General features: G+C 58.7%; 14 protein-coding genes. 10 read left to right on the top strand and 4 right to left on the bottom strand.

From position 1 onward, the window contains the following. The first annotated feature begins 76 nt into the window (after positions 1-76). The 10 genes from ygfZ to WA354_RS04955 all read left to right on the top strand — a co-directional run bounded on the left by ygfZ (position 77) and on the right by WA354_RS04955 (position 9799). A complete protein-coding gene (gene ygfZ, locus WA354_RS05000; protein ID WP_472811909.1) occupies positions 77-1189 on the top strand; it encodes a CAF17-like 4Fe-4S cluster assembly/insertion protein YgfZ in 1113 nt (370 codons plus the stop codon). Between the two features lie 25 nt (positions 1190-1214). Then, positions 1215-1829 (top strand): DUF1844 domain-containing protein, encoded by a 615-nt coding sequence (locus WA354_RS04995; protein WP_472811908.1) that lies wholly within the window; start codon positions 1215-1217, stop codon positions 1827-1829. 5 nt (positions 1830-1834) lie between these two features. Next, positions 1835-2641 (top strand): MBL fold metallo-hydrolase, encoded by an 807-nt coding sequence (locus WA354_RS04990; RefSeq protein ID WP_472811907.1) that lies wholly within the window; start codon positions 1835-1837, stop codon positions 2639-2641. Beyond that, complete coding sequence (locus WA354_RS04985) at positions 2638-3639, top strand: bifunctional riboflavin kinase/FAD synthetase (protein ID WP_472811906.1); 1002 nt, start codon at positions 2638-2640, stop codon at positions 3637-3639. Before WA354_RS04990 ends, WA354_RS04985 begins: the two co-directional genes overlap by 4 nt. Positions 3640-3666: 27 nt before the next feature. Next, positions 3667-4656 (top strand): porphobilinogen synthase, encoded by a 990-nt coding sequence (hemB, locus tag WA354_RS04980; protein WP_472811905.1) that lies wholly within the window; start codon positions 3667-3669, stop codon positions 4654-4656. A gap of 144 nt (positions 4657-4800) precedes the next feature. After that, complete coding sequence (locus WA354_RS04975) at positions 4801-6036, top strand: cation:proton antiporter (RefSeq protein WP_472811904.1); 1236 nt, start codon at positions 4801-4803, stop codon at positions 6034-6036. A gap of 82 nt (positions 6037-6118) precedes the next feature. After that, a complete protein-coding gene (locus WA354_RS04970) occupies positions 6119-7426 on the top strand; it encodes an NCS2 family permease (protein ID WP_472811903.1) in 1308 nt (435 codons plus the stop codon). 543 nt (positions 7427-7969) lie between these two features. Beyond that, entirely contained in the window at positions 7970-8284 is a 315-nt protein-coding gene (locus WA354_RS04965; protein WP_472811902.1) for a hypothetical protein, read from the top strand. Then, a complete protein-coding gene (locus WA354_RS04960; protein ID WP_472811901.1) occupies positions 8281-9102 on the top strand; it encodes a glutaminyl-peptide cyclotransferase in 822 nt (273 codons plus the stop codon). Before WA354_RS04965 ends, WA354_RS04960 begins: the two co-directional genes overlap by 4 nt. A gap of 106 nt (positions 9103-9208) precedes the next feature. Then, complete coding sequence (locus tag WA354_RS04955) at positions 9209-9799, top strand: hypothetical protein (RefSeq protein ID WP_472811900.1); 591 nt, start codon at positions 9209-9211, stop codon at positions 9797-9799. A 15-nt stretch (positions 9800-9814) separates the two neighbouring features. On the opposite strand, the gene WA354_RS04950 is transcribed toward WA354_RS04955, so the two are convergent. The 4 genes from WA354_RS04950 to WA354_RS04935 all read right to left on the bottom strand — a co-directional run. Further along, positions 9815-10282: a hypothetical protein gene (locus tag WA354_RS04950; protein WP_472811899.1), complete on the bottom strand. Its 468-nt coding sequence runs from the start codon at positions 10280-10282 to the stop codon at positions 9815-9817. Between the two features lie 243 nt (positions 10283-10525). Beyond that, positions 10526-11407, bottom strand: coding sequence for a lysostaphin resistance A-like protein (locus WA354_RS04945; protein ID WP_472811898.1), 882 nt, complete (start codon positions 11405-11407; stop codon positions 10526-10528). Between the two features lie 38 nt (positions 11408-11445). Continuing rightward, complete coding sequence (gene metF, locus WA354_RS04940; RefSeq protein ID WP_472811897.1) at positions 11446-12303, bottom strand: methylenetetrahydrofolate reductase [NAD(P)H]; 858 nt, start codon at positions 12301-12303, stop codon at positions 11446-11448. Positions 12304-12369: 66 nt separating this feature from the next. Beyond that, positions 12370-13352 (bottom strand): adenosylhomocysteinase (locus WA354_RS04935; RefSeq protein ID WP_472811896.1); only part of this gene is annotated, 983 nt, incomplete at its 5' end.

Raw genomic sequence — 13352 nt, 5'->3', positions numbered from 1 at the left:
AGGCTATAATCAGGATGCACAGCAGCGCGAACTTTCCTCATGAAAAGCGTGCAATGCTCGTAAAAATGCTGACTTTATGACCGAGAATCTTGCCGTAACCGTTCTGCCTACCCCGCTTGCCGCACAACTGCTTGCCACGCCACTTGCTTCGGCCGCCAATGCGCCCCGCTTGATCGAGTTCCATGGCGCATTTACCCCACACGGATTTGACGCACCAGCCGAAGAAACAGCGGCCCTCGCGAAGGGAGCTGCGGCACACGATCTAGGTTGGATGCGGCGGGTCAACGTGCGCGGCGAAGATAGCTTCCGCTGGTTAAGCGGGATGGTAACAAACACCGTCAACGATCTGCCCGCGAACGGCGGCGCATGGAACCTGGTGCTGAATGCGCAAGGGCGTATCCAGGGAGACCTCACGGTCTGGCGGGAGGGCGAAACGCTTGATCTGGTGATAGCGGCCGATCAGTACGAGAAGCTGATGGCGCACTTCGACCACTTCATCATCATGGATGACGTGGAACTGGTATCGGTAGATCCCACGACCGAAACGACCGTTGGCTTAACCGGGCCGCTGTCCGGCGAGGTTCTTGCGCGCATGGGCTTGACGGTGCCGCTCATCCCGATGACCTGGCAGCGCGTCGAGTGGAACGGGCTTGATTTGCGCATCTACCACGCTTACGGGACTTTGGCCGACCACTTTGAGATCGGCACGCCAATGGCTGGATTGACGTTATTGTGGCGGGCGCTGTCAACCGCAGGCGCGACGCCGGTGGGGGCAGTGGCGCTGGAAGCATTTCGCGTCGCCGAGGGAATTCCGACATACGGCATCGATATCGCCGAGCGCGACCTGCCGCAGGAGACTTCGCAGACACGTGCCCTGCACTTCAGCAAGGGTTGCTATCTGGGGCAGGAAATTGTGGAGCGCATTCGCTCTCGCGGAAGTGTTCACCGGCATCTGCGGCAACTGGAACTCGATGGCCCGCTCGCCAAGGCTGGGGTTGAACTCTTTCTGGATGGTGCGTCAGCAGGGGCCATCACAAGCGCGGCGGAGTTGCCGCTCGGTGCCGCTACTCGCCGTTTTGCGCTCGCAATGGTACGCAGCGAGGCCGAAGTAAAGAACCAGCCATTGACCTATGTCGCCGGACCGGCGTCCGGGACCGCAAAGATCCTGGACAACCTGCCGGCTTTATGATCGAAAGTAATTGGAAAGTTGGATTATGACTGATACGCCGAAATTCGAAGTCATTGATCGCCGCAAGATCAAGAAGGAAGAGGAGCAGGATAGCCCCGCTTCCCAATCCGCTGCGGAACCGGCCTCTGGACCAGAGATAAAGTCTGCGGGACCGCAATTGGTGGAAACGGAAAGTGCCAGGGCGCCTGAAGCGGAACCGTTAGATGAGGCCTCTGAGAACGATCTCGTCGGCGAAATGCCGCCTCCCCCGACAGCGGAGGAGAAAAGCGAGCAGGCGACGGCCTACGAATCTTCGGCGCAACGCGTTGAAGACCTGTTGCGCGCGCAGAATCCCACCATGGGAGCGCAGCCGCCGATCAAGTTCGAGCACCTGGTGCAGCAGTTGTATCTTTCAGCCCTGATGCAGATGGGCGCGGCAACGCCAGAGGGCCAGCGGCCGCGGGTCGACATCATCGGCGCCCGGCAGAGCATCGATCTGCTCGGCGTGCTGGAAGAGAAAACCAGGGGCAACCTCTCCCCCGTCGAAACACGCATGCTGGATACAGTCTTGTTCGAGCTACGCATGACTTTCCTTGAATTGACCAAGATGATCTCGCTGCAGGGCGTGCAGGCACCTCCTCCCAAACCGGAAAAACACTAGCGGGAATGGAAGGCCGGCTGACATTTCTGGGAACCGGGACTTCCATGGGGGTTCCTACGCTGGGGTGCGACTGTGCGGTGTGCACATCCGCGGATTCGCGCGACCGCCGCCTGCGCCCATCTGTCCTGCTGCAATGGGAGCATGGCGGCCGGCAGCGCGTCGTGCTGATCGACACAGGCCCGGATTTCCGTGAGCAGGCTCTCCGGAACAAGCTTTCACGCGTAGATGCTGTCTTTTATACGCATGGCCATGCCGATCACATTCTGGGCCTCGATGACCTTCGGCCACTAAGTTTCACGGTCTTTCGCGAGGGTGCACAGATCCCGCTTTACGCGGCGCCGCTGACGGAAGAGACATTGCGTCGCATCTACGACTACACGTTCTCGCCGAAAGCCACCTACCCAAACCGGCCCCGCGTACACATCGAGCCACTCGATGAACTGACCTCCCTGTTCGGCGTGGATTTTCAGCGCGTGCCCGTACTACATGGGCAGCAGGAGATTCACGGGTTTAGATTCGGACGCGCAGCCTATCTCACCGACGTGAGCGCCATCCCCGACCGCAGCTTTGCGTTGCTTGAGGGTCTTGATCATGTAGTTCTCTCGGCGCTGCGTCACAAACCGCATCCCAGCCACGCCACGGTAGAGCAGGCGGTGGAGTGGGCGCGACGCATCGGCGCAAAACATACCTGGCTGACCCACATTGCACATGAGTTGGGCCACGAAGAGACGAATGCCAAGCTGCCCGACAATATCCGGATGGCTTACGACGGGCTTAGCTTTCCCATTGACCTGGGGACAACAACCGCATGAGCCGCGAATCGATGAGTCCCAATCCAAACCCGGTGGTTCCTGTATATCGCTCGTTCGACGCCGTGCCGCGTGACTTCGGACCCTCCACCGCGGTCATCGGAAACTTCGACGGCGTGCATCGCGGGCATCAGCAGATTCTGGGTGCGGCTGCAGCAGAGGCACGGTCGCGCGGCATGCGATCGATCGCCATCACGTTCCAACCTCACCCCGCGCAGTTCCTCTATCCCCAAGACGCGCCCAGGCTGCTTACCTTCTTGCCGGAACGCTTGAAGCTGCTGGCAACAACGGGCGTCGATGCGATTCTGGTGTTGGACTTCGACGAAGTGCTGTCCCGCGTGACAGCGGAAGACTTTGTCCGGAACTTCCTCGTCGGCGTTCTGCAGGTCCGTGGCATTCACGAAGGCAGCAACTTCCGTTTCGGACACGGTGCGAAGGCAGGCGTGAACGAACTGCGCGCATTTGGCGAGGAGTTTGGATTTAACGTGCAGGTGCATCCCGCGGTGCGCGTCCACGGGCTGGAAGTGTCGAGCTCGGCGGTTCGCAGCCTGATCGCCGCCGGAGACATGCGCCGCGCGCGCTGGATGCTGGGGCGTGTCTTCGGCGTGCATTCTCATCCAGCAAAGGGTCGCGGCGTGGGGACGAAGCTGTTGGTGCCTACCGTGAACCTGGCGCCGTATGAAGGGTTGCTGCCCGGCTTCGGCGTATATGTCACTCGCATCACAGTCGGCGACAGATGCTTTGAAGCCGTGACCAATGTAGGCAATCGGCCGACATTTGAGGGCGTTGGGTTCGGCGTGGAGACGCACATCCTCAACTTTGAGCCGATCGATCTTACCGACGAAACGCCGCTCAACCTTGAATTCTTGCTCCGCCTGCGGGGCGAGATGCAGTGGCCTTCAACCGAGGCCCTGAAGGCACAAATTTTCAGGGATGTGGCACGCGCGAAGCGGTATTTTCAAATCGCGGCGCTCCGTCAAGGTGATTCGTCACTTCGGTAGCAATCCACGCTGGCTTACAATTTATACATGCCTTTTCCTGAAATGCGCCTGCGCCGCCTGCGTCGCACTGAGTCGCTTCGTGCGTTGGTTCGCGAAACCACGCTGAACCCCGGCGACCTGATTTACCCTCTGTTCATCTGCCCCGGCGAGGGCGTGCGCAACCCGGTCAGTTCGATGCCCGGCGTTTTCAACCTCTCTGTGGATGAGGCCGTACGCGACGCCGAAGAGGCCGCAACCCTTGGCATCGGCGGTCTCCTGCTCTTCGGCCTTCCCGACAGCAAAGACGAAAAGGCGAGCGGCGCCTGGGACGACAACGGCATCGTTCAGCAAGGCCTTCGCGCGATCAAGAAAAATGCTGCATCGAAGAAGCTCGTTCTCATTGCCGACGTTTGCCTCTGCGAGTACACCAGCCACGGCCACTGCGGCGTGGTCGTTCAAACCAAAGACGGCGGCTACGACGTCGACAACGATCCCTCGCTTGAATTGCTCGCCCGCACCGGTGCAAGCCTCGCACGTGCCGGCGCCGATATCGTTGCGCCCAGTGACATGATGGATGGCCGCGTCGCCGCCATTCGCGAAGCTCTCGATGCAGACGGCAACGCCAACACTCCGATCCTCAGCTACGCCTCAAAGTTCGCCTCCGCGTTCTACGGCCCGTTCCGCGAAGCAGCCGACTCCGCGCCGCAGTTTGGCGATCGCCGCAGCTATCAGATGGACGGTGCCAACCTGCGCGAAGCCATGCGCGAAATCGACCTCGACCTCGAAGAAGGCGCGGACATGATCCTGATGAAGCCGGCAATGCCTTACCTCGACGTAGTGCATGCCGCGCGCGAAAACTTCGACGTTCCCATCGGCGCCTACCAGGTCTCCGGCGAGTACTCCATGATGCACGCAGCTTTTGAAAAAGGCTGGCTCGAGCGCGATCGCACCATGCTTGAATCTCTGATCGGCATCCGTCGCGCCGGCGCCGACTTCATCGTTACCTATTTCGCGAAAGACGCTGCAAAGCTGCTTTAGCGCGAGAAGACGGTTTGTTTTCGCACCGCTGCGACCGCGACTCTGCGCATCTCGTTCGCGGGGCGAATTCTCACGTTCCGCTGATCTTTTCTGTACGATAGGACTCGAAGCGAAACTTCAAAAGAAAAGGCAAGCAGCGCACGCATGAGCACCCTGGCAATATTGAGCCTGTTGTTTGCGACGGCGGCCGTGTTTGGTCTCGTGAGCTCGCGCTGGCTCCGGCTCCCAGTCACGATCGGGACCATGCTGCTCACTGTGGTGATCTCATCCGTACTCATGTTGGCCTCCACGCGCGTTCCCGCGATTCATCAGCGGGCAGCCGACCTGATGCTGCACATCAACTTTGAGACCCTGATCCTGCACGGCATGTTGCCTTTGTTGCTGTTCGCCGGCGCGTTCCTGCTCGATCTTGAACAACTCGCCAAAGAAAAGCTTACGGTCTCTCTTCTCTCCATCGCAGGTACAACGATCTGCTTCCTCCTGGTTGCTGCGTTCATGCATTTGCTGAGCGCTGGCCGATTGCCGTGGATGGAGTGTTTCATCTTTGGCGCGCTCATTTGTCCCACTGATCCCATTGCGGTGCTTGAAATGCTGCGCCGCACCGGCGTTCCACGGCGCTTACAGGCCCAGTTGGCAGGCGAATCGCTCTTCAACGACGGAATCGGCGCCGTGCTTTTTATCACCATGCTGGCCATCGCACGCGGCAATGCGACAACGCCGTGGCACGTCGCAGGTCTGCTGGTTGCCGAGGCTGGGGGGGCGGTACTTGTTGGAATCGTTGCAGCATTCATTACGTCGCATTTCATGCGCCTGGTCGACTCCTACCGGATCGACATCCTGTTCACCCTATCTCTTGCATTGGGCGGATACGTTCTAGCGGATGAGCTGCATCTCTCCGCGCCACTTGAAGCCGTCGTTGCCGGAATAGCGCTCCGCCACTTTAATCGCCTGGTGCCCGACAATCGCATCAACCATGAGCAGGTGAATCGATTCTGGGAAGTGATCGATGAAATCCAGAACTGCGTACTCTTTGTCCTGCTTGGTCTCGAAGCGATGGCCATCAACGTAGACAGGACCGCAGTTGGCGCGGGACTCAGCGCTATTGTCTCGGTTAACCTCGTGCGCTTCGGCGCCGTGGCGTTGTTGCTGTTTGTAGCGCGCATCTGCCAGCCGGACTACCGCAGTTCGCTCTTCGTCCTCACCTGGGGTGGACTGCGAGGCGGTTTATCGATCGCTCTCGCCCTCTCGGTGCCCGCAAGCTTCGGTCGCTCATGGATCCTCGGCGCAACCTACCTCGTTGTCGTCTTCTCCATCGTGATCCAGGGCGGATCGATGGATTGGATTCTGCGCACGCGCAAATCGCGCAAGCTCGCCGCCTGAATTTCTTTAGAGCATCCTTATTTTCTGGCGCATAAATCACTTTGCGATGCGTCGCGCGTGTGCTCTTCTAAGAACATTGCAAATGCTCGCATTCTTAGAACGCTATTTTGAATTCAAGCATCTGGGCACCAACTGGCGCACCGAGATCCTGGCTGGCGTAACGACGTTTCTCACGATGGCCTACATCGTACTCGTCAATCCAGCAATCCTCGCGGCGGCGGGCGTGCCTCTGCCTGCTGTTACCGCGGCCACCTGCCTCTCAGCGGCGTTCGGGTCAATCATGATGGGAGTTGTCGCCCGCTATCCCATCGCACTCGCGCCCGGCATGGGCCTCAACGCATATTTCACCTACACCGTCTGCCTGAAGATGCATATCCCGTGGCAAACGGCGCTCGGTGCGGTATTTCTTTCCGGCATTATTTTTCTCGCGCTCACCGCCGCCGGAATCCGCCAGATGATCCTGCGATCGATCCCGCATGAACTCTACGCCGCGGTAGCGAGCGGTATTGGCCTCTTCATTGCCTTCATCGGCTTCCGCAACGCAGGCCTGGTGGTCAGCGACCCTGCCACCTTCGTTGGCCTGGGAAATATTCGCAACCCCACCACGGCGCTGGCGCTCTTCGGACTGGCCCTCATGGTAGCGCTCGAAATTAAAAAAGTTCGCGGCTCCATCCTGATTGGCGTTCTAGTTACCACAGGAATCGCGTGGGGACTGGGCCTTGTTCACTGGACAAATCAGGGCGGCGGCATTCAAGCGCTCGGCGCCACATTCCTCAAGCTCGATATTCGCGGCGCACTCTCCAAAGGGTTGCTTGAAATCATCTTCGTCTTCTTCTTCGTCGACCTCTTTGACAACCTCGGTACCCTGGTTGCCGTCACCAAGCGCGCCGGCCTCATCGCAGCCGATCACTCCATTCCGCGCCTCAACCGCATTCTGTTCGCCGACGCCACGGCCACAGTTTTTGGCTCGCTGACCGGAACGTCCACTGTTACCAGCTACGTCGAGTCCACCGCGGGAGTCGCAGCCGGAGGCCGCTCCGGTGTTACCGCCATCGTCACCGGCCTGCTCTTCCTCCTCGCTGTCGGCGCGGCGCCCTTCGTCGGCGTCGTTCCCGCCGCTGCAACGGCACCCGCACTGATTCTTGTGGGGTCAATGATGCTGGCCACCATCACCGAGATTCGCTGGCACGAGCCGCTCGTCGCCGTCCCCGCGTTTCTCACGTTGATTTTGATTCCGCTTACCTACTCCATCGCCAACGGCCTCGGATTCGGCATCATCGCGTGGGCTGTTTTGCATCTCGCTACCGGCAACTGGCGCAAGCAGGACTGGCTTCTCTATATTCTCGCGGTGCTCTTCGCACTGCGCTTCGTCTATCTGGGCGCGAGTTAGAGGGAAAGCGCGCGAGTGCGGCCGCGCTACGCATTCTCGTCAGCGATAGAGGAGTTCCACAGAGACAACCGGCCTTGTATTCGCGGAGCACAGCTTCACAAGATCTGTGAAACTGTGGAATTTCAGCGAGAGACCCAATGATGCCATTAGGTTTATCCGCCAGCATTCGTGGCCTTCACAGTTTCACAGGGGGAGGGGGGAGGGGGGTGTGACATTTTCTGTTGTTGGCGGATGGGCTCGGCGGCAAATGCCGCATGCGGCTCGCTGAATGAGGCATACACTTTCCATCTCCGAAACGTTTAGGGATGTGCGTCGCCATGAGAACTCCGATCTATTCGATTGTGCGCCTGAGAGAGGAAATTACCTGCAAAGTTGCGGCAGGCTGGAAGTCGAATGGCTGGAAGTGAATACGCGAGTTTGAAGGACCCAGGGGGCTTGACACCTGGAATTGGAGGAATGGTTGAATCGAGTCTTCGCGCGCTTTGTTTACCTTGGCGCAAGCTAAAATAAAGGGTACCTTTCAGCGGCCGAGAGCGAGCGATCATGCACTGGTACGTCTATCCGGCATACTTCTTCGGTGGGGCATTCATCACCAACGCAATTCCGCACCTTGTCAACGGAGTCTCCGGCCGACCGTTCCAAACTCCCTTTGCCAAGCCGCCCGGCAAAGGTCTGTCGTCCTCTACGGTCAACGTGATCTGGGGTTTCTTCAATCTCCTGCTTGCGTGGCTGCTCATCTTCCGCGTCGGCAGCTTTGACCTGTACAAGGTCCAACACGCGCTCGCGTTCGGCGCTGGCGTGCTGATGATGTCCGTGATGTCGGCACGCATATTCGGGCCTCTTCACGGTGGCCAATGAAATTCCAGGAACTTGGAGCGCGTCTCCAATCTTGCTGGGCTGTTGTCCTGTTTGTGCTCGTTTTTTCGCCCGTTTCGAATTCGTCGGCCCAAACATCCCAAACCTACCGCATAGTCCACACCTACCCGCACGACCAGCAGGCGTTCACGCAGGGGCTCTTCTACGCCGACGGACATCTTTACGAAAGCACCGGCAAGGAAGGCCGCTCCTCCTTGCGCGAAGAAGATCTTGAAACCGGCCGCATCCTCCGGATGCAGCTCGTGTCAGACAAATACTTCGCCGAGGGCCTGACGGACTGGAAGAACACTCTGGTGCAACTAACCTGGCAATCGCACATCGCGTTCGTCTATGACCGCTCCACGTTCCGACTATTGCGCACCTTCTCGTACAACGGAGAAGGCTGGGGCCTTACTCACGACGCAAAATCGCTCATCCTCAGCGACGGCACCGCGACCCTGCGCTTCTTCGATCCCGAAACCTTCCACGAAACCCGCCGCATCACCGTGGAAGACAACGGCAAGCCAGTCAAGGAACTCAACGAACTCGAATACATCCACGGCGAAATCTACGCCAACATCTGGCACGCCGATCGCATCGCCCGCATCTCGCCAGCAACGGGCCGTGTCGTCGGCTGGATCGATCTGAAAGGCCTGATGCCGCGCAGCCAACTCACCGACGATGAAGCCGTGCTCAATGGCATCGCGTACGATGGTGGACACGACAGGCTCTTTGTCACCGGAAAGCTCTGGCCGAAGATATTCGAGATCACCCTGGTTCCTGCAAAAGCCAAATTCGTCCCGGTGAAGCACACCCAGTAGACCGGCACGGCAAATCCCAAAACGGAATCTCCCATCGCATCTGTCGACGATCACAGGACGCCGGCCAAAAGGCCGCGTATACTTTTCGCCGAGGTGAGAGCTTCCAATGGATTTATTGTCGGTTCCCACGGTATTGCAGAATGCGGCTATTCTTACGGTCATCCTCGCGCTCAGCGGCTATTTCATTACATCTCTAAGTGCCCACATGCTTGCCCGACGCCGCGACAAGCTGGACCTTGTCAACAAGCGCATCAACGAGTTCTACGGGCCGCTCTACGTCGCCTCTGAAGCGGGGAACATCGCCTATCGCTCTTTGCTCAAGCGCCAGGGCAAGGAAAAGAGCGATCCCATTCTCGACTCGGAGATGGCGGAATGGATTCTGTGGATGACCACGATCTTCACGCCCCTGAATGATATTCGCGAGAAAGTGATCATCGAGAACGCCCACCTCATTATTGAAGAGCGAATGCCGCAATGCCTTCTCGACTTCGTTACCCACGTGGTGGGGTACAAGGCGGTGTTGGCGAAGTGGGCCAACGGCGATCACGTGGAGCGCAGATCAACGATCGGCTGGCCACCTGAGTTCGACATCTACGTCAAGGGCTCCTATGCCGCATTGAAAGCGGAGCAGTCTCGTCTCATGCACAGCGCAACGTGGCGCCTCTACCAGCGCCTGCGCAGCAGAAATCGCCAGTAGGCGAGCTCAGCCTGCTCACGCTACCTCTTCTGAGTTCTCTTTGAGTGCGTCGTCGGTCAGGTCTACATTGGCAAACGTCGGGTTCAGTGTGGTGACCATGCACACTACCTTTGTGAGCCGCGCCTCTTGCGGGCGCCGCCTCTTGTGCGCCGCGGGAGCATAAAAATGCTCAATCGACTCGACCAGGTAGGCTGCCGGCAGCCATTCGCTTTCGCCGTTTACGCCGTCTCCAGGGAGAAGCAGGAGGTCCCCTTCGCGTGGCAACCAGTTCAGAGTCTCCAGCGGCACGATGTTGACCGTTGTTCCATCTCTCACGATGAATTCAAGACAATCGCGGCTGTGCATCGTTCCTTCGCGCACCTGGCGAGCCTCCTGCCGCGCCTTACTGGCCTGGTAGAACGCGGCCACAATGGTCGGAATCCCAATCAGCAATCCGAGGATGCTGGCAATCGAGCCGAAGTGATCCAACCATTCGAGCGGCATGCAACTCCTATCTCCGCGCCTTCATTGCCGACGTTCCCAACCGGTAGCGTCGGTGTCGCCGCTGTGTCATTGATTAGCAGTTGTGAGGATGGCAAAATAATGTCGATTCGCAAGCAAAGGACCTGCGGAGTACAGCCATAGTAAGGCAGAAGCGGTGAATTCCAAATCAGGAACGCATAAAGAAGAGACCGCGCCGACGGCTGGCAACCTACTCGCGATCCAGTCGGGGAAAAGGACGGTAATCTAGGTGACAGCGACCGCATGACCGTTGGAAACCGAAGGCGGCAGTTCGCCGCGGCGGCTCCAGAAGTAGCCCGCAACGGCGCCGATCGCGAGCACAAGCCCGCAGCCAAACTCCGTTGTGTAATAGAGCGAACGCCCGGCCGGTGCGGTGATCCCGTCGAGGATGGCCTGAATAAACAGGTTGTGGCTGGCATGCAGTAGCGCGCATGGCCACAGGCTGCCCGACTTCAAACGCAGCCAGCCCATGATGAATGCGTTGGCAGTGACCATGAGTGTGAAACAGGTTAGCGCATACACAGGCTTGGTGCCCGCGTTGTAGTCGGACCAGAGCAGGCCCGGATAATGCCACGTGGCCCAGATCAGTCCGCTTATCACGCAGCCGAACGTGAATCCGAATTGTCCTGTGAGTCGCGGCAACAGAAATCCGCGCCAGCCGATCTCTTCGCCGAGAGCATTGGCTACGCTGCCGATCACGCCGAGCGTCGCCAGCATTGGAATCATCAATCCGAATGTTGCGAAATGCGGCGATGAAGGCATGTTGAGCGACGCGGCTGCCGCCTTTTCAAAGGCCGCAAGCGCGAATGATGCCGGAATTGCGACCCAAACGACGACGTAAACCGGAATGGCGTAGAGCAGGGGCAGGAAGTAGCCGAGTGCCTCAAAACGCACCGGTCGCCAACCCCAGCCCAGCGTGCGCACATCGATACGGAATAGCGCACAGGTGGCAAGGGCCGCCGCCGCGGGGCACCACATTACCAGCCGAACCACGAGTCCATTGCCCGCACCGATGTGATGCGCATGGATCATCAGGAAATACGGAAGGGAACTGAACAGGAAGACAAGAATCAGGAAGGTGATGATCTCGCGTGCGCGCGTCTTCATGCGGCAATCCTACGACATCTCAGTCGATGCTCAATCGCTCACGCAGGGACTGCCAGGGCCAGGCTCTCCCATAGGCGCAGTGTTGGTTCGGCTCGATTGATGGTATAGAAGTGCAGTCCGGGTGCACCGTTGCGCAGCAGAGCTTCGCACAAGCGGGTGACCACATTCAGGCCGAAGTCGAGCAAAGCGGGCTTGTCATTCTGCAACTGTTCCAGGCGAAGGCGCACCCAGCGGGGCAAATCGGCGCCGCAGGAAGTGCAGAAGCGCAGAGTCCTTTCGTAGCTGGTGATGGGCATAATTCCCGGCACAATGGGAATATTGATGCCTGCCCTTTCACACCGCTCGATGAAGTCGAAGTATGCATCGGCGTTGTAGAAAAGCTGTGTCAGCGCCCCATCGGCGCCCGCATCCACCTTGCGGCGAAAGTTCTCGAAGTCTGCTCCGGGACAGGATGCCTCCGGGTGAGTTTCAGGATAGGCGGCTACTTCGATTTTGAAGGCGTCTCCACAAGTCTCGCGGATGAAACTGACCAGCTCATTGGCATAGTGGAAGTCACCGGGGGCCGAGGAATTCGCGGAAGAGCGTGGCAAGTCTCCACGCAAAGCGACAATGCGCTTCACACCTGCTTGCTGGTAACGATGGAGCGATCGGGCAACGTTCACGCGCGTTGAACCCACGCAGGTGAGGTGCGGCGCAACCTCTACGCCGGTGTGTTCGACCACCGTGACCAGCGTGTCGTACGTGCCGTCCTGGTCGGAACCGCCAGCGCCGTGCGTGATGGAAAAATAGTTGGGGCCCAGTGAAGCAAGTTGAGTAAGTGCAGCCGGAAGCTTAGCCACGCCCTCTGGTGTGCGCGGTGGGAACAACTCGAATGAAAAACTTGGCTGCAGATCCATACGTTCGGAACCCGTTTTGGAAACTGAGGAGGGCCGTGTGAGCGACCCTCTCAGTCTGATTCGAATTTAGTAACGGTAGAATTCCGGCTTGTAAGGGCCTTCCACTGGAACGCCGATGTAGTCGGCCTGCTTCTTCGAGAGCGTCGTCAGCTTGACACCGATCTTTTCCAGATGCAGCCGCGCTACTTCCTCGTCCAGCTTCTTGGGCAGCGTGTAGACGTTGACCTTGTAGGTGTCCTTGTTCTTCCACAGGTCGAGCTGCGCCAGAGTCTGGTTGGCAAAGCTGTTTGACATTACGAAGCTCGGATGGCCCGTCGCACAACCCAGGTTCACCAGGCGGCCTTCGGCCAGCATGAAGATCTCGTGTCCGTCGGGGAAGTGATACTTGTCCACCTGCGGCTTGATGTTCAGCTTCTCCACGCCCTTTTCCGCGTTGAGCAAGTCTACCTGGATCTCGTTGTCGAAGTGACCGATGTTGCAGACAATGGCCTGGTCCTTCATCTTCTTCATGTGATCGAGGGTGATGATGTCCACGTTGCCCGTGCAGGTGACGTAGATGTCGCCGCGTCCCAGGGTGTCTTCAATCGTGGTGACTTCGAATCCTTCCATCGCAGCCTGCAGCGCATTGATCGGATCGACCTCGGTCACAATCACGCGTGCGCCCATGCCGCGGAGAGAGTGCGAACAGCCCTTGCCCACATCGCCGTATCCGCAAACCACCGCGACCTTGCCCGCCACCATCACGTCGGTTGCGCGCTTGATGCCGTCGGCCAGTGACTCGCGGCAGCCATAGAGATTGTCGAACTTCGACTTGGTAACGGAGTCGTTCACATTGATTGCCGGAACCAGCAGCGTGCCTTTTTCCAGCATCTGATAGAGCCGGTGAACGCCCGTGGTCGTCTCTTCTGAAACGCCGCGCCACTCCTTCACAACCTTGTGCCAGTGCTGCTTGTCTTCTGCGTAAACCTTCTTCAACAGATCCTTGATGACCTGTTCTTCGTGGTTGCCTGAAGGGGTATCGACCCACTTGTCGCCATTTTCAAGTTCAT

The organism is Occallatibacter sp. (assembly GCF_049802275.1).
Lineage (GTDB): Bacteria > Acidobacteriota > Terriglobia > Terriglobales > Acidobacteriaceae > Telmatobacter.
The sequence above is the reverse complement of the archived record's forward strand: the minus strand, read 5'-3'. Positions and strand labels throughout refer to the sequence as shown.